A 15,724-nucleotide genomic window follows, 5' to 3' on the forward strand; every position below is an offset into this window, starting at 1 on the left:
CCCTCCCAGGAACATTCCATGACTACCGAAGGACTCACTGAAGTCGCCGTAAAAGAGGCTCAACCTGTGGTGGAGCAAATCGACGAAACCCCGCCGGAACTGGAGCCTGCTCCCTCCGCGGTGGTGGCCGAGCCTGTCGCGGCGACGCCGGCGATTGCCATCCCCGGTCTGGATGACAGCAGCCTGTACATCCATCGCGAGCTATCGCAACTGCAGTTCAATATCCGCGTGCTGGAACAGGCGCTGGATGTGTCCTACCCGTTGCTGGAGCGGCTGAAATTTCTGCTGATCTTCTCCAGCAACCTGGACGAGTTCTTCGAAATCCGTGTGGCCGGCCTGAAGAAGCAGATCACCTTCGCCCGTGAGCAGGCTGGCGCCGATGGCCTGCAACCGCATCAGGCCCTGGCCCGCATCAGCGAACTGGTACACGGTCACGTCGACCGCCAGTACGCGATCCTCAACGACATTCTGTTACCGGAACTGGAAAAGCATCAGGTCCGCTTCATCCGTCGGCGTCACTGGACCACCAAGATCAAAACCTGGGTACGTCGCTATTTCCGCGACGAGATCGCGCCGATCATCACCCCGATCGGCCTCGACCCGACGCACCCGTTCCCGTTGCTGGTGAACAAGAGCCTGAACTTCATCGTCGAGCTCGAAGGTATCGACGCCTTTGGTCGCGATTCCGGTCTGGCGATCATCCCGGCACCCCGTCTGCTGCCGCGTGTCATCAAGTTGCCGGAAGAAGTGGGCGGCGCTGGCGACAATTATGTATTCCTGTCGTCGATGATCCACGCTCACGCCGATGACCTGTTCCAAGGCATGAAGGTCAAGGGCTGCTACCAGTTCCGCCTGACCCGAAACGCCGACCTTTCCGTCGACACCGAAGATGTCGAAGACCTGGCTCGCGCCCTGCGCGGCGAGTTGTTTTCCCGACGCTACGGTGACGCGGTGCGTCTGGAAGTCGCCGACACCTGCCCGAAACATCTGTCCGACTACTTGCTCAAGCAGTTCAACCTGCACGAGACCGAGTTGTATCAGGTCAACGGTCCGGTCAACCTGACCCGTCTGTTCAGCATCACCGGCCTGGACAGCCAGCGCGAGCTGCAGTACCTGCCGTTCACGCCGCAGATCCCGAAACTGCTGCAGAACAGTGAGAACATTTTCAGCGTGATCAGCAAGCAGGACATTCTGCTGCTGCACCCGTTCGAGTCGTTCACCCCGGTGGTCGATCTGTTGCGCCAGGCTGCCAAGGACCCGCACGTCCTGGCGGTGCGCCAGACCCTGTACCGCTCCGGCGCCAACTCGGAAATCGTCGATGCACTGGTCGATGCGGCGCGCAACGGCAAGGAAGTCACCGCGGTGATCGAATTGCGTGCACGCTTCGACGAAGAGTCCAACCTGCAACTGGCCAGTCGTCTGCAAGCGGCCGGTGCGGTGGTGATTTATGGTGTGGTCGGTTTCAAGACCCACGCCAAGATGATGCTGATTCTGCGTCGCGAAGCCGGGGAAATTGTCCGCTACGCCCACCTGGGTACCGGCAACTACCACGCGGCCAACGCCCGTCTGTATACCGACTATAGCCTGCTGACGTCCGACGATGCCTTGTGCGAAGACGTGGGCAAACTGTTCAGCCAGCTGATCGGCATGGGCAAGACCCTGCGCATGAAGAAGTTGCTGCACGCGCCGTTCACCTTGAAAAAGGGCATGCTCGACATGATCGCCCGGGAGACTCAGTTCGCTCTCGACGGCAAACCGGCGCACATCATCGCCAAATTCAACTCGCTGACCGATCCGAAGATCATTCGCGCGCTGTACAAGGCCAGTCAGTCCGGGGTGCGTATCGATCTGGTGGTGCGCGGCATGTGCTGCCTGCGGCCGGGTATCGCCGGGGTCTCGCACAACATCCACGTACGCTCGATCATCGGGCGTTTCCTGGAACACACCCGGGTCTTCTACTTCCTTAACGGCGGGGAGGAGCAGATGTTCCTGTCCAGTGCCGACTGGATGGAGCGCAACCTCGACAAGCGCGTCGAGACTTGCTTCCCGGTGGAAGGCAAGAAGCTGATCATGCGGGTCAAGAAGGAGCTGGAGCTGTATCTGACCGACAACACCCATAGCTGGAGCCTGCAGGCGGACGGTCGCTACATCCGCAACACACCGACCGGCAACCAGAACCCGCGCAGTGCGCAGGCGACGCTGCTGGAGCGTTTGGGCAGCCCGATTCTGGCCGTCCGATAACACGCAAAACCTGTGGGAGCGGGCTTGCTCGCGAAAGCGGAGTGTCAGTCGACATCAATATTGACTGACACTCCGCTTTCGCGAGCAAGCCCGCTCCCACATTTGAATTGCATTGCCTGATGAATCGTGGGCAAAAAAAGGCCTTCCGAAGAAGGCCTTTTTTAGTTTCAGCGCACGTTCAGCACAAAGCCCACCCGGGTCAGCCATTCCGCTTCGAGACCGAAGTCGGCCTGGGTCAGCTGATTTTCGTCCAGCCAGTTGTCCGGGAACAGCACATCAAGGCTGTCGCCGTTGGCGTGCAGCACGACCTGAGGCATTTGCTGGGTGCCGCGGATGTGATGGAACAGGATCGCAAAGCGCAGCAGCACGCACAGTCGAATCAGCTTGATGCCTTCATCGCCGAACTCGGCAAACTTGTCCCGGGGAATATTGCGCCGGTGACCGCGGACCAGCAATGCGAGCATCAGCTGGTCTTCGCGGGAGAATCCCGCCAGGTCCGAATGCTCGATCAGGTAGGCGCCATGCTTGTGGTAGTGATAGTGAGCGATGTCCAGGCCCACTTCATGAACCTTGGCGGCCCAGCCCAGCAGTTCGCGCCAGATGCCGTCATCCAGGCCCCAATCCTCGGCCACCTGATCGAACGCGTGCAACGCCTTGCGTTCGACCCGCGCCGCTTGTTCCAGGTCGACGTGATAACGCTCCATCAGCGAGCTGAGGGTGCGCTCACGGACGTCTTCGTGATGATGGCGGCCCAACAGGTCATAGAGCACACCTTCGCGCAGGGCGCCTTCGCAGTGGTCCATGCGTTGCAGTTCGAGGGCGTCGAAGATGGCTTCGAGAATCGCCAGGCCGGCCGGGAAGATCGCCCGACGGTCAGGCTTGATGCCGTCGAAGTCGATCTTATCGACGTCGCCGAGCTTGAACAGTTTGCGCTTGAGCCAGGACAGGCCTTCGGCGTTCACTTCGCCCGCACCATGCCCACCGGCCTTCAGTGCCAGGCCAATGGCGCGAATGGTGCCCGAGGAGCCGATGGCTTCATCCCAGGTCAGGCGGTGCAGGGCGTGCTCGATGCTCATGATCTCCAGCCGCGCCGCCGTGTACGCCTGGGCGTAGCGGGCCGGGGTGATCTTGCCATCCTTGAAATAGCGCTGGGTAAAACTGACGCAGCCCATCTGCAGGCTTTCGCGCAGCAGCGGCTCGAAGCGCTGGCCAATGATGAACTCGGTACTGCCGCCGCCGATGTCGGCCACCAGGCGCTTGCCCGGCGTGTCGGCGAGGGTGTGGGAAACGCCGAGGTAGATCAGGCGCGCTTCTTCACGGCCGGAGATGACTTCCACCGGGTGGCCGAGGATTTCTTCGGCGCGGCGGATGAATTCGATGCGGTTACGGGCTTCACGCAAGGCGTTGGTCCCCACGATTCGCACGGCACCGGTCGGCATACCGTTAATCAGTTGGGCAAAACGCTTGAGGCAATCTAGCCCGCGTTGCATGGATTCTTCGCTGAGCTGGCGCTCTTCATCGATGCCGGCGGCCAGCTGAACCTTCTCCCCGAGACGTTCGAGAATACGGATTTCGCTGTTCTGGGCCTTGGCCACGACCATGTGAAAGCTGTTGGAGCCCAGGTCGATTGCGGCGATCAGGGACAGATTCTTGGCTTGGGATTGCGGCATGGTCAGGGGGTCTCGGTCGATAACCCTCACATCGTGCCACGATCAAACGCTGGCGCCAACGCGTAGGAGCTGCCGAGAGCTGCGATCTTTTACCACGGGGGCATTTGCAGTGCTGCTGATGGCCTCTTCGCGAGCAAGCCCGCTCCCACAGGTTTTTGCGTCGAACACATGATTGCGTTCCAACAGAGAACCCTGTGGGAGCGGGCTTGCCCGCGAAGGCGGCCTCAAAGGCACTAAATATCCTTCAGCCTGCCGCTTCCACCGTCCCGATGAAATTCGCCAGCTCCGCCGTCTGCGGATTGGCAAACAGAATCTTCGGATCCCCAGCCTCATGCACCTTGCCCAGATGCATGAACACCAACTTATCCCCGACCTCCCGGGCAAAACGCATTTCATGGGTGACCATGATCAGCGTCATGCCCTCTTTGGCCAGCTGCCGAACCACGCTCAGCACTTCATTGACCAGTTCCGGGTCCAGCGCCGAAGTAATCTCATCACAGAGCAAAACCTTCGGCGACATCGCCAACGCCCGGGCAATCGCCACTCGCTGTTGCTGCCCGCCGGACAGCCGATCCGGAAACGCATCGAATTTTTCCCCCAGTCCAACCCGTTCCAGCATCTCCCGCGCCAGTTCAGCGGCCCTGGCTTTTGGCACTTTCTGCACCACTTGCGGTGCAAGCATGACGTTTTCGCCCACGGTGAGGTGCGGGAACAGGTTGAACTGCTGGAACACCATCCCGACTTTCTGCCGCAGGCTGCGCAGGTCGGCGCGGGCGGCGTCGAGGTATTCGCCGTCGACTTCGATCACGCCGTCGTTGATCGATTCCAGGCCATTCAATGTCCGCAACAAGGTGGACTTGCCCGAGCCGCTGCGACCGATGATCGCCACCACCTGGCCTTCCTCGACACTCAGGTCGATGCCTTTGAGCACATGGTGGTCGCCGTAATATTTATGCAGGGCCGAAATTCTAAGCAGAGGCATGCAGTCTCCTTTCCAGATAGCGCGCACTGAGGGACAAGGGGTAGCAGAGCAAGAAGTAACCGAGCGCTACCAGGCCATAGACCATGAAGGGTTCGAAGGTCGCGTTGGCGAGCATGCCGCCGGTCTTGGTCAGTTCGGTGAAGCCGATGATCGAGGTGACGGCGGTGCCTTTGACCACCTGCACCGAGAAACCCACGGTCGGCGCCACGGCGATGCGCAGCGCCTGTGGCAGGATCACGTGGCGCAGTTGCTCCAGCGGGTCGAGCGCCAGGCTCGACGAGGCTTCCCACTGGCCATTGGGGATCGACTCGACACAACCGCGCCAGATCTCAGCCAGGTAGGCACTGGTGAACAGCGTCAGGGAGATTGCCGCGGCCATCCACGGCGAAATCTCCACCCCGGCCAGTGCGACGCCGAAGAACACCAGGAACAGCTGCATCAACAGCGGCGTGCCCTGGAACAGTTCGATGTAAGTGCGGGCGAAATTGCTTGGCAGGGATTTTTTTGAAATGCGCATCACCATGATCAGCAAGCCGATCAGCCCGCCGCCGACAAACGCCACCAGCGACAGTGCCAACGTCCACTGCAGGCCCGTGAGCAGGTTGCGCACGACGTCCCAAAACGTGAAATCGCTCATTGGCTGGTCCTTGCGCTGCTTCTTGATATAAACCGGCGACCGAGCCAGTTCAGCAACTGGCGGATCAATAAAGCCATGCACAGGTAAAGCAGGGTGGTCAGGGCGTAGGTTTCGAAGGCGCGGAAGTTGCGCGACTGAATGAAGTTGGCAGCGAAGCTCAGCTCTTCGGTGGCGATCTGCGAACAGACGGCCGAGCCGAGCATGACGATGATGATCTGGCTGCTCAGGGCCGGCCAGACCTTGCCCAGCGCCGGCAGCAACACCACGTGGCGAAAGGCTTCGAAGCGGCTCATCGCCAGTGCGGCGGCGGCCTCCAGCTGACCGCGGGGGACCGCTTGAATGCCGGCGCGGATGATCTCGGTCGAATAGGCCCCGAGGTTGATCACCATCGCCAGCACCGCGGCCTGCCATTCGGAAATCTGCACACCCAGGGACGGCAGGCCGAAGAAGATGAAAAACAACTGCACCAGAAACGGCGTGTTGCGGATCAACTCGACGTAGACGCCGAAAATCGCGGAGAACGGGCGAATGTTCCACGCCCGCACCAGCGCCCCGACAATGCCCAGGCCTACCCCGAGCACGGCACCGATGGCGGTCAGTTCAAGGGTGAACAGGGCGCCGTGCAGCAGCAGATCGGTGTTTTGCACCACTGGAATGAAATCGAACTGATAGGACATATTCAGTCTCCCCTGCGGCGATCAGAGATCGGCCGGCAGCGGCTCTTTGAGCCAGGTCCGGGAGTTCTTTTCCAGCGCACCGTCGGTTTTGGCGGTGGCGAGGATCTGATTGACCTGGCCCAACAGCGCGGGCTCGTTCTTGTTAACGCCGACGTACACCGGCGAATCCTTGAGTTTTACTTTCAGCGCCGGCACGCGTTTCGGGTTGCGCTCGCTGATCGCCACCATCACCACGTTGCCGCTGGCGATCAGGTCGACTTGCCCGGCGAGGTAGGCGGCGATGGTCGAGTTATTGTCTTCGAAGCGCTTGATGATCGCGCCTTCGGGAGCGACTTTGCTCAGCTCGATGTCTTCGATGGCACCACGGGTGACGCTGATGGTCTTGCCCTTGAGGTCGTCCAGGCTTTTGATATCGGCGTCTGGCGGGCCGAATACGGCGAGGTAGAAGGGTGCGTAGGCGCTGGAGAAGTCGATGACTTTCTCGCGCTCGGGGTTCTTGCCCAGGCTGGAAATCACCAGATCCACCTTGCCGGTGGTCAGGAACGGGATGCGGTTGGTGCTGTTGACCGGGGTCAGTTCGAGTTTGACCTTGAGTTGGTCGGCCAGCAGTCTGGCGGTGTCGACATCGAGGCCGCGTGGCTTCATGTCCGGGCCGACCGAGCCGAACGGCGGGAAGTCCTGGGGCACGGCGACCCTGAGGACGCCGCGTTTGACCACATCTTCCAGGCCATCGGCGTGGGCGGGGGCCTGACTCAGCATCAGGCTGGCAAAAAAGACAGCGAGGAGGGCGCTGTAACGCTGGGTCATGACAAATCTCCGAATTGGCGGGAAGTGATTTCTGCGATTCAACAGAGCACGGGTCGTGCCAAGAGTGGGTTCCAGGGGTTCCAGGCCGCGGTTTTACTGGGATTGTCGGTCTTACTGGTCTGAACAGTTGTGGCGCCTTGCGCACCCTCCTGGCGCATTGGTGAAAGGCACCGAACCCCCATGGGGCACGACTTGCCGGGCGTCGCGAATAGCTTTACAACTAACCGCTCATTTGCCTGGTTCGTCTGAAAACCATGAACTCGATCTCCCAAGCCGTACCTGAAGTGGCGCTGCAAGCCATCCGCAAACTGATCACCGAACAAGGTTTCGGACCGGGGGACGCGCTGCCTTCGCAACGGGACCTGGCGCTGCAATTGGGGGTCAGTCGGGCGTCGCTGCGCGAGGCATTGTCGTCCTTGAGTGCCCTGGGAGTGATCAGCGTCCAGCCGGGCAAAGGGGTGTTCGTGCAGTCACCGGTTGATTTGCCGCGAGGTGATGCGACGCTGAGTTGGCCATTTGCGGCGCAAGCCTCGCCCCTGGATATATTCCAGTTGCGCTATGCCCTGGAAGGCTTTGCGGCCGGCTTGGCGGCGGTGACCCTGAGCACTCACGAGCTCGATGCGCTGGACGATAATGTCGCCGCCATGCGCATCGACTTGAAGGCCGGCGACTTCGAGGCAGCGGCGCGACTGGATTTCGAATTTCACCGGCGCATCCTGTTGGCCAGCGGTAATCAGGCGATGCTGAGCATCCTGACCGCCAGCGCCGACATCTTCCTGGAGAGCCAAAAGCTACCGTTCATCCGGGCCGAGCGGGCCATGGAAACCTGGCAGGAGCACCGTAAAATCCTCCGTGCACTGGCCCGGCGGGCATCCGGTGCCGCGCAGAAGGCCATGCAAGAACATGTGCGAAACGCAGCCCTGCGCACTGGAATTGCCTTCGTCGCTCCCGCCACCTCATGACTTGAGCTATACCCAAACTCATGCACCACCATAGCGAGACTCAATCATCTGCGGCTTCCTGAACAGGGGAAGGGCGGCTATGATGGGCCACGTTTTTTATTGCTTATAACCCGGAGACATCCATGAGCAGCGATCTTATCAAGCACGTCACCGACGCAAACTTCGAAGAAGAAGTACTGAAGGCTGCTGGCCCTGTGCTTGTTGACTACTGGGCTGAGTGGTGCGGCCCTTGCAAGATGATCGCTCCGGTTCTGGACGATATCGCCAGCACCTACGCTGGCAAGCTGACCGTTGCCAAGCTGAACATCGACGAGAACCAGGAAACCCCGGCCAAGCACGGCGTACGTGGTATCCCGACCCTGATGCTGTTCAAGAACGGCAACGTCGAAGCGACCAAGGTTGGCGCACTGTCGAAGTCGCAGCTGGCGGCTTTCCTCGACGCCAACATCTAAGCGTCGTTATAAAGTGTCCGAAAAAGGCCCCGCAGTTTGCGGGGCTTTTTCGTTATTGAGGGCTAGACGCTCCGAAACTCAGGTGGTACATTCGGCCCCGCACTGGTTTCTCCAATGCCCCCTGCTAGCCGTCGCCGACGCACTCCTTTTCGAATTAGTTCGCGATCCTGTCGCCTTCTCTGCGGCGCGGCCTCATTAAGCCAAAAGCTTAATTTCCCCCCTCCATAAATGATTACGTCATTCCTATATGAATCTGACTGAACTCAAGCAAAAGCCGATTACCGAACTGCTCGAATTGGCCGAACAGATGGGCATAGAAAATATGGCCCGTTCGCGCAAGCAGGACGTGATTTTCTCCCTGCTCAAAAAGCACGCGAAAAGCGGCGAGGAAATCTCCGGTGATGGCGTGCTGGAGATTCTCCAGGACGGCTTCGGCTTCCTGCGCTCCGCTGACGCTTCCTATCTCGCCGGTCCGGACGACATTTACGTCTCGCCGAGCCAGATCCGTCGCTTCAACTTGCGCACCGGTGACACCATCGTTGGCAAGATCCGCCCTCCAAAGGAAGGCGAGCGTTATTTCGCACTGCTCAAGGTCGATACGATCAACTACGATCGTCCCGAGAACGCGAAAAACAAGATTCTCTTCGAGAACCTGACCCCGCTGTTCCCGACCGTGCGCATGAAGATGGAAGCCGGCAACGGTTCCACCGAAGACTTGACCGGTCGTGTCATCGACCTGTGCGCCCCGATCGGCAAAGGCCAGCGCGGTCTGATCGTTGCACCGCCGAAAGCCGGTAAAACCATCATGCTGCAGAACATCGCAGCGAACATCGCACGTAACAATCCTGAAGTTCATCTGATCGTCTTGCTGATCGACGAACGTCCGGAAGAAGTGACCGAAATGCAGCGCACCGTGCGCGGCGAAGTGGTTGCCTCCACGTTCGACGAGCCGCCGACCCGCCACGTGCAGGTTGCCGAAATGGTGATCGAGAAGGCCAAGCGCCTGGTCGAACACAAGAAAGACGTGGTGATCCTGCTCGACTCCATCACCCGTCTGGCCCGTGCCTACAACACCGTGATCCCGAGCTCCGGCAAAGTGCTCACCGGTGGTGTCGATGCCCACGCCCTGGAGAAACCGAAACGTTTCTTCGGCGCCGCGCGGAACATCGAAGAAGGCGGCTCGCTGACCATCATCGCCACCGCGCTGGTTGAAACCGGCTCGAAGATGGACGAAGTGATCTACGAAGAATTCAAAGGCACGGGCAACATGGAACTGCCGCTGGATCGTCGTATCGCTGAAAAACGTGTGTTCCCGGCCATTAACATCAACCGTTCCGGCACCCGCCGCGAAGAGTTGCTGACGGCCGACGACGAGCTGCAACGCATGTGGATCCTGCGCAAGCTGTTGCACCCGATGGACGAAATCGCTGCCATCGAGTTCCTGGTCGACAAGCTGAAAACGACCAAGACCAACGATGAGTTCTTCCTGTCGATGAAACGCAAGTAAATCGCAGAAAGTCAGCAAAAGCCGGGGAAACCCGGCTTTTTGCTATCTGATTTTTGATGAACCGGCAGTTCGTGGTTCTGAATAGAGGGGTTCGGCGCTAAACTGCCACCCCCGAACGGCACGGCCAACACGAGGCTCACGCATGCAGTATCGCGACTTGCGCGACTTTATCAGCGGTCTGGAAAAGCGCGGCGAACTCAAGCGCATCCAGGTTCCGGTGTCCCCAGTGCTCGAAATGACCGAGGTCTGCGACCGCACCCTGCGCGCCAAAGGTCCAGCCCTGCTTTTCGAAAACCCCACGGGTTATGACATCCCGGTGCTCGGCAACCTGTTCGGCACCCCTGAGCGCGTGGCGCTGGGCATGGGCGCAGAAGCGGTCAGCGAATTGCGCGAGATCGGCAAGCTGCTGGCGTTCCTCAAGGAACCCGAGCCACCGAAAGGCCTGAAAGATGCCTGGTCCAAGCTGCCGATCTTCCGCAAGATCATTGCCATGGCGCCGAAGGTGGTCAAAGACGCGGTGTGCCAGGAAGTGGTCATCGAAGGCGACGACGTCGACCTCGCCATGCTGCCGGTGCAGACCTGCTGGCCGGGCGACGTCGGCCCGCTGATCACCTGGGGCCTGACCGTCACCAAAGGTCCGAACAAGGATCGCCAGAACCTCGGCATCTACCGTCAGCAAGTGATTGGCCGCAACAAGGTCATCATGCGTTGGCTGAGCCACCGTGGCGGCGCGCTGGATTACCGCGAGTGGTGCGAGAAGCATCCTGGCCAGCCGTTCCCGGTGTCCGTGGCCCTGGGCGCTGACCCGGCGACCATTCTCGGTGCCGTGACGCCGGTGCCGGACAGTCTCTCCGAATACGCCTTTGCCGGACTGCTGCGCGGCAATCGCACCGAGCTGGTGAAGTGCCGTGGCAACGACCTGCAAGTGCCGGCCACCGCCGAGATCATCCTCGAAGGTGTGATCCATCCGGGCGAAATGGCCGACGAAGGCCCGTACGGCGACCACACCGGTTACTACAACGAAGTCGACAGCTTCCCGGTGTTCACCGTCGAGCGCATCACGCACCGGATCAAGCCGATTTACCACAGCACCTATACCGGCCGTCCGCCGGATGAGCCGGCGATCCTCGGCGTGGCGCTGAATGAAGTATTCGTGCCGATCCTGCAGAAGCAGTTCCCGGAGATCACCGACTTCTACCTGCCACCCGAAGGCTGCTCCTACCGCATGGCCATCGTGACCATGAAAAAGTCGTATCCCGGTCATGCCAAGCGGGTAATGTTGGGTGTCTGGTCGTTTTTGCGACAGTTCATGTACACCAAGTTCGTTATCGTCACTGACGACGACATCAACGCACGGGACTGGAACGACGTGATCTGGGCCATCACCACGCGCATGGACCCCAAGCGCGACACGGTGATGATCGACAACACGCCGATCGACTACCTCGACTTCGCCTCGCCGGTTTCCGGCCTGGGTTCGAAGATGGGGCTCGATGCCACGCATAAATGGCCCGGCGAAACCACTCGCGAGTGGGGCCGGGTGATCGTCAAGGACGAAGCCGTGACCCAGCGGATCGATGCCATCTGGAATCAGTTAGGAATAGATTGATGCGTGTAACCTTGCAGCCCTCTGGAGCAGTGCTGGATATTCTGCCCGGCGAGCGGATTCTCGATGGCGCGCGGCGCCTGGGCTATGAATGCCCGCAAAGCTGTCGAAACGGCAATTGCCACGTGTGCGCCGCACTGCTGGTGGAAGGGCGGGTCGAACAGACCGGTAATGTGCGCGATCATGGCGAGTTCTACACTTGCATAGCCGAGCCGCTGGAAGACTGCATCGTGCTGTGGGATGGCGTGCTCGCGCTGGGAGAACTGCCGGTGCGCAGCTTGTCGTGTCAGGTCATTGAATGCAGGGACGTCGGCGGCGATACCTTTCGCGTGAGTCTGCGGGCTCCGGCCGGCAAACCGCCACGCTATCACGCCGGCCAGTACCTGATGATCGAGCGCGAGAATGGCGAGAAATCGGCGTTCTCCCTGGCCTCGGCCCCCCATGGCGGACGCGACCTGGAAATTCACGTCTTGGCGCGCGAAAGCAGTGCGCTGAGCCTGATCGAACAGCTGCAACGTAACCCGATGGTGCGGATCCAGATGCCGTTTGGCGATACCCATCTGGCGGAGTTGCCGGACGGCCCGCTGGTGCTGATCGCCGCGGGTACCGGCATGGGTCAGATTCATAGCCTGATCGAGCATTGCCGCGCCACGGGCTTCAAGCACCCGGTGCACCTGTATTGGGGCGTGCGTCGTCCTGAAGATTTTTATGCCATCGAACATTGGGATGAATGGCTGCAACTGCCCAATCTGTTCCTGCATAAAGTCGTCAGCGATCAATGCGGCTGGCAGGGGCGCTGCGGCATGTTGCATGAAGCGGTGTGTGAGGATTTCCCTGATCTGAAACCCCTGCATGTGTACGCCAGCGGCTCTCCGGCGATGGTCTACGGCACGCTGGACGCCTTGGTCGAAGCGGGAATGGATGCCCATCAGATGCGTGCGGATGTGTTTGCGTACGCGCCTCGATCTTGATCCGCGATTTTGATCCGCGATCTTGATTGTGTTTAATCCTTATACCTTTCTATATAGCCGATCGGTATTTATAAATTTTTATAAATACCGGTAGGTTATATATCAGACAGGCACTTATTAAAAAATGTGCCATGGCATTTAAATTGCCTCGAAACATATGTGCCTTATTGTTACAGCGCTGCGTTCTATTAAGTAATCTTGACCCGCGGGGAGCTGAACGCAATTCGCCATGAGCGCCATTGAATCTGCTTTTTTGAATCTGGCTTACCCTCCGCGGCTCGATCTGGGGCCGCAGCTTACGCACGAACAATTGCTCAGCTCGATGCAAACGACCATGGCGCGCCATAAGGGCGGGCCGGTGTGGCTGTTCGCCTACGGCTCGCTGATCTGGCGCCCTGAATGCCCGGCAGTGGAGCGCGTACGCGGTCGGGTGCATGGCTACCATCGTGGTTTGTACCTGTGGTCCCACGAGCATCGCGGCACGCCGGAAGTGCCTGGCCTGGTGTTCGGCCTGGATCGCGGCGGTTCTTGCAGCGGGTTTGCCTATCGCTTGCCCGAAGAACAACTCGACGCGTCTCTTTACGCACTTTGGCAACGCGAGATGCCATTCCCGTCCTATCGCCCACACTGGCTCAACTGCCGTCTCGAAGACGGAAACCAGGTTCAGGCATTGGGATTCGTTTTGGAGCGGCACCTGCCCAGCTATGCCGGCAACTTGCCGGATCATGTGCTGAGCCATGTGTTCGAAAACGCTTGCGGGCGTTACGGCACTACCCGCGATTATGTCGAGCAGACCGCCAGCGCCCTGCGTAGCCACGCCATGCCAGACCGGAATCTGGAGGCGCGGCTCAAGCGCTGCAAATCAGCGGCCGATCAGGCGAGTGCTTCGCGGCTCTGACTGGCGACTTGTTTGTGCCACAGGGTCGGGGCGAGGAAGGCCATCGCCAGCAGGCACGCGCCGATCAGCAAGACGAAACCGCCGTCCCAGCCGAAGTGGTCCACGGTGTAGCCCATGGCTGCACTGGCCGCGACCGACCCCCCCAGATAACCGAACAGCCCGGTGAAGCCCGCCGCGGTACCGGCCGCTTTCTTCGGTGCCAACTCCAGGGCTTGCAGGCCGATCAACATTACCGGGCCGTAGATCAGAAAGCCGATTGAAACCAGCGCGATCATGTCGACGGTCGGGTTGCCGGCCGGGTTGAGCCAGTAAACCAGGGTCGCCACGGTGACCAAGGCCATGAACACCATGCCGGTCAGGCCACGGTTGCCACGGAAGATCTTGTCCGACATCCAGCCGCACAGCAGCGTGCCCGGAATCCCCGCCCACTCATAGAAAAAGTACGCCCACGAGGTTTTATCCACGGTAAAGCCCTTGGCTTCCTTGAGGTAGGTCGGTGCCCAGTCCAGCACGCCGTAGCGCAACAGGTAGACGAAGACGTTGGCCAAGGCGATGTACCAGAGCATTTTGTTGCGCAGCACGTATTTGACGAAGATTTCCTTGGCGCTGAATTCTTCTTCGTGGCTGGCGTCGTAGCCTTGCGGGTAGTCGTTCTTGTACTTCTCGATCGGCGGCAGGCCCACCGATTGCGGGGTGTCACGCATGGTGACGAAGGCAAACACCGCCACTGCCAAGGCGACCGCCGCCGGCACGTAAAACGCCGCATGCCAGTCATTGAACAGGCCCATGCCGAGCAGGAACAGCGGGCCGATCAGGCCACCGCCAACGTTGTGCGCCACGTTCCACAAGGACACCACGCCACCGCGTTCCTTCTGCGACCACCAATGCACCATCGTCCGCCCGCTCGGCGGCCAGCCCATGCCTTGGGCCCAGCCGTTGATGAACAGCAGGATGAACATGATGGTCACGCTGGAGGTTGCCCAGGGCGCGAAGCCGAAAATGAACATCACACCGGCCGATACCAGCAGGCCGAAGGGCAGGAAGAAACGCGGATTGGAACGGTCGGACACGATGCCCATCAGGAACTTGGACAGGCCGTAGGCAATGGCGATGGCCGACAGCGCCAGGCCCAGCTCGCCGCGGGTATAGCCCTCTTCGATCAGATAGGGCATGGCCAGGGAGAAGTTTTTGCGCAGCAGGTAATAGCCGGCGTAGCCGATAAAAATCCCGGCGAAGATCTGCCAGCGAAGGCGTCGGTAGGTGTTGTCTATTTTTTCTTCAGGCAATGGAGCCTGATGTGCGGCAGGACGAAAGAAAGCAAACATTCAAAAGCTCCAGATTTGTTGTTTTGACTGCGGATGCGAATGTTACAGTTTCGTTACTGAAAATAGCATCGCTTCGCAGTGGCCAAACAGTGGAAATTTTGGAGGTCGTGTGTTCTTTTGCGAACATGTCGCTCAGATGTAGGTGAAGGACGTTGTAGGAAGGGTTACCACGCCGATCTTTTGCGCCGGATGCGTACTTGTTTTTGGGAAGCGTCCTTCGTTCAAAGGAGAGGTTGCGACGTTCTGTTTCAGGTCGCTGCTGCGTAAGCTTTTTAAGGGAGTTCTGGTGTTTCGATCATGGAGGGAAGGGGTTATGCGGTGGTTTGCGTTTGTACTGTTGCTGGGTTTATCGGTTGATGCCAGGGCAGGGGAGTTCTTTCTGATACCGGTAAACAACCCTAAGCCGATTTATCCCGCGGCGCTTCTGAGGGCTGGCATAACCGGCAATGTCCGAGTCGAGTTCACCGTGAATGCCGATGGTTTGGTCAACAAGGTGAGAATCCTGGAAAGCGATCATCCTGATCTGGCCGAAGCGTCCAGAGTCGCGATAGAGCAGTGGCGGTTCAAGCCCTGGGTGGTGGATGACGACAAGCCTGCGAAGCAGGAAATTATCGCACCGATGGTATTCCGCCTGGATCTCGACTCGCCGATCCACACCAACCTGTGGCTCAAGAAATTGAAATGTAGCGACGTCAATGAGCAACTGCTGAATGTCCCGGAGCATGCATGGGTGGATGCCGCGCCGTTTCATTACACCCGGGCGTATCTGTCGAACGTGTTTCACATCACCCAATTGCCGAAGGAACAACGCCTGGAATGGATCGCCAAGCTGAACAAACGCGTGCCGACCATTGTCAGGAGTTGCCGCAGCGGCCCGGTGCGCAAATACATGAGTTTGCTGCCGGAGGAGATCCGCAAGTTGCTGTAGCTCCCAGTTCGTGATGAGGCGGTCTGAACAACTTTTCGAAGTTCAGCCCGCACCACTGGAT

14 protein-coding genes are annotated in these 15,724 nt (G+C 59.6%); 8 read left to right on the forward strand and 6 right to left on the reverse strand.

Going from position 1 to position 15,724, the window contains the following annotated elements; genetic code table 11:
* Nucleotides 1-18 precede the first annotated feature (18 nt).
* Nucleotides 19-2,241: a polyphosphate kinase 1 gene (gene ppk1 / locus F8N80_RS09865; RefSeq protein ID WP_150747922.1), complete on the forward strand. Its 2,223-nt coding sequence runs from the start codon at nt 19-21 to the stop codon at nt 2,239-2,241.
* A 167-nt stretch (nt 2,242-2,408) separates the two neighbouring features.
* Here the strand turns inward: ppk1 and ppx are convergent, their stop codons facing one another.
* The 5 genes from ppx to F8N80_RS09895 form a co-directional block, all read right to left on the reverse strand.
* Nucleotides 2,409-3,911, reverse strand: coding sequence for an exopolyphosphatase (gene ppx, locus F8N80_RS09875; protein WP_150783776.1), 1,503 nt, complete (start codon nt 3,909-3,911; stop codon nt 2,409-2,411).
* A gap of 244 nt (nt 3,912-4,155) precedes the next feature.
* Nucleotides 4,156-4,893: an amino acid ABC transporter ATP-binding protein gene (locus F8N80_RS09880; RefSeq protein WP_150783777.1), complete on the reverse strand. Its 738-nt coding sequence runs from the start codon at nt 4,891-4,893 to the stop codon at nt 4,156-4,158.
* Nucleotides 4,880-5,530 (reverse strand): amino acid ABC transporter permease, encoded by a 651-nt coding sequence (locus tag F8N80_RS09885; RefSeq protein WP_150783778.1) that lies wholly within the window; start codon nt 5,528-5,530, stop codon nt 4,880-4,882. Before F8N80_RS09885 ends, F8N80_RS09880 begins: the two co-directional genes overlap by 14 nt.
* Nucleotides 5,527-6,207: an amino acid ABC transporter permease gene (locus F8N80_RS09890; protein WP_150747918.1), complete on the reverse strand. Its 681-nt coding sequence runs from the start codon at nt 6,205-6,207 to the stop codon at nt 5,527-5,529. The genes F8N80_RS09885 and F8N80_RS09890 overlap by 4 nt, the downstream gene beginning before the upstream one ends.
* 21 nt (nt 6,208-6,228) lie before the next feature.
* The gene (locus F8N80_RS09895) at nt 6,229-7,014 is read right to left on the reverse strand and encodes a transporter substrate-binding domain-containing protein (protein WP_150783779.1); all 786 of its coding nucleotides are present in this window, start codon (nt 7,012-7,014) and stop codon (nt 6,229-6,231) included.
* A 254-nt stretch (nt 7,015-7,268) separates the two neighbouring features.
* Between F8N80_RS09895 and F8N80_RS09900 the strand changes: the two genes are divergently transcribed.
* The 6 genes from F8N80_RS09900 (at nt 7,269) to F8N80_RS09925 (ending at nt 13,410) form a co-directional block, all read left to right on the forward strand.
* Nucleotides 7,269-7,976: a FadR/GntR family transcriptional regulator gene (locus F8N80_RS09900; RefSeq protein ID WP_150747916.1), complete on the forward strand. Its 708-nt coding sequence runs from the start codon at nt 7,269-7,271 to the stop codon at nt 7,974-7,976.
* 122 nt (nt 7,977-8,098) lie between these two features.
* Nucleotides 8,099-8,428 (forward strand): thioredoxin TrxA, encoded by a 330-nt coding sequence (gene trxA, locus F8N80_RS09905; RefSeq protein ID WP_150747915.1) that lies wholly within the window; start codon nt 8,099-8,101, stop codon nt 8,426-8,428.
* Between the two features lie 247 nt (nt 8,429-8,675).
* On the forward strand, nt 8,676-9,935 hold the full coding sequence (rho, locus tag F8N80_RS09910; protein ID WP_007942421.1) for a transcription termination factor Rho: 1,260 nt from the start codon (nt 8,676-8,678) through the stop codon (nt 9,933-9,935).
* Nucleotides 9,936-10,077: 142 nt separating this feature from the next.
* On the forward strand, nt 10,078-11,544 hold the full coding sequence (gene ubiD / locus F8N80_RS09915) for a 4-hydroxy-3-polyprenylbenzoate decarboxylase (protein ID WP_007899385.1): 1,467 nt from the start codon (nt 10,078-10,080) through the stop codon (nt 11,542-11,544).
* Nucleotides 11,544-12,512, forward strand: a complete 969-nt coding sequence (locus F8N80_RS09920; protein WP_150783780.1) for a CDP-6-deoxy-delta-3,4-glucoseen reductase — start codon at nt 11,544-11,546, stop codon at nt 12,510-12,512. Before ubiD ends, F8N80_RS09920 begins: the two co-directional genes overlap by 1 nt.
* Nucleotides 12,513-12,741: 229 nt before the next feature.
* Nucleotides 12,742-13,410 (forward strand): gamma-glutamylcyclotransferase, encoded by a 669-nt coding sequence (locus F8N80_RS09925; protein WP_150747913.1) that lies wholly within the window; start codon nt 12,742-12,744, stop codon nt 13,408-13,410.
* Here the strand turns inward: F8N80_RS09925 and glpT are convergent.
* Nucleotides 13,386-14,735 carry a glycerol-3-phosphate transporter gene (gene glpT, locus F8N80_RS09930; RefSeq protein WP_150747912.1) on the reverse strand — a complete coding sequence of 450 codons (1,350 nt, stop codon included), beginning with the start codon at nt 14,733-14,735 and terminating at the stop codon, nt 13,386-13,388. The two genes, F8N80_RS09925 and glpT, sit on opposite strands and share 25 nt — an antisense overlap.
* A 313-nt stretch (nt 14,736-15,048) precedes the next feature.
* On the opposite strand from glpT, the gene F8N80_RS09935 reads away from it, so the two are divergent.
* Nucleotides 15,049-15,663: an energy transducer TonB gene (locus F8N80_RS09935; RefSeq protein ID WP_150783787.1), complete on the forward strand. Its 615-nt coding sequence runs from the start codon at nt 15,049-15,051 to the stop codon at nt 15,661-15,663.
* Nucleotides 15,664-15,724 lie beyond the last annotated feature (61 nt).

The organism is Pseudomonas fluorescens (genome assembly GCF_902497995.1).
GTDB classification, from domain to species: domain Bacteria; phylum Pseudomonadota; class Gammaproteobacteria; order Pseudomonadales; family Pseudomonadaceae; genus Aquipseudomonas; species Aquipseudomonas fluorescens_BK.

Bases quoted from the DNA above. Each gene is read 5' to 3' on its own strand.
- F8N80_RS09895 (WP_150783779.1), bottom strand. From the start codon at position 7,014: ATGACCCAGCGTTACAGCGCCCTCCTCGCTGTCTTTTTTGCCAGCCTG.
- F8N80_RS09900 (WP_150747916.1), top strand. From the start codon at position 7,269: ATGAACTCGATCTCCCAAGCCGTACCTGAAGTGGCGCTGCAAGCCATC.
- rho (WP_007942421.1), top strand. From the start codon at position 8,676: ATGAATCTGACTGAACTCAAGCAAAAGCCGATTACCGAACTGCTCGAA.
- glpT (WP_150747912.1), bottom strand. From the start codon at position 14,735: ATGTTTGCTTTCTTTCGTCCTGCCGCACATCAGGCTCCATTGCCTGAA.
- F8N80_RS09935 (WP_150783787.1), top strand. From the start codon at position 15,049: ATGCGGTGGTTTGCGTTTGTACTGTTGCTGGGTTTATCGGTTGATGCC.
- ubiD (WP_007899385.1), top strand. From the start codon at position 10,078: ATGCAGTATCGCGACTTGCGCGACTTTATCAGCGGTCTGGAAAAGCGC.
- F8N80_RS09885 (WP_150783778.1), bottom strand. From the start codon at position 5,530: ATGAGCGATTTCACGTTTTGGGACGTCGTGCGCAACCTGCTCACGGGC.
- ppx (WP_150783776.1), bottom strand. From the start codon at position 3,911: ATGCCGCAATCCCAAGCCAAGAATCTGTCCCTGATCGCCGCAATCGAC.
- F8N80_RS09880 (WP_150783777.1), bottom strand. From the start codon at position 4,893: ATGCCTCTGCTTAGAATTTCGGCCCTGCATAAATATTACGGCGACCAC.
- trxA (WP_150747915.1), top strand. From the start codon at position 8,099: ATGAGCAGCGATCTTATCAAGCACGTCACCGACGCAAACTTCGAAGAA.
- F8N80_RS09890 (WP_150747918.1), bottom strand. From the start codon at position 6,207: ATGTCCTATCAGTTCGATTTCATTCCAGTGGTGCAAAACACCGATCTG.
- F8N80_RS09925 (WP_150747913.1), top strand. From the start codon at position 12,742: ATGAGCGCCATTGAATCTGCTTTTTTGAATCTGGCTTACCCTCCGCGG.
- ppk1 (WP_150747922.1), top strand. From the start codon at position 19: ATGACTACCGAAGGACTCACTGAAGTCGCCGTAAAAGAGGCTCAACCT.
- F8N80_RS09920 (WP_150783780.1), top strand. From the start codon at position 11,544: ATGCGTGTAACCTTGCAGCCCTCTGGAGCAGTGCTGGATATTCTGCCC.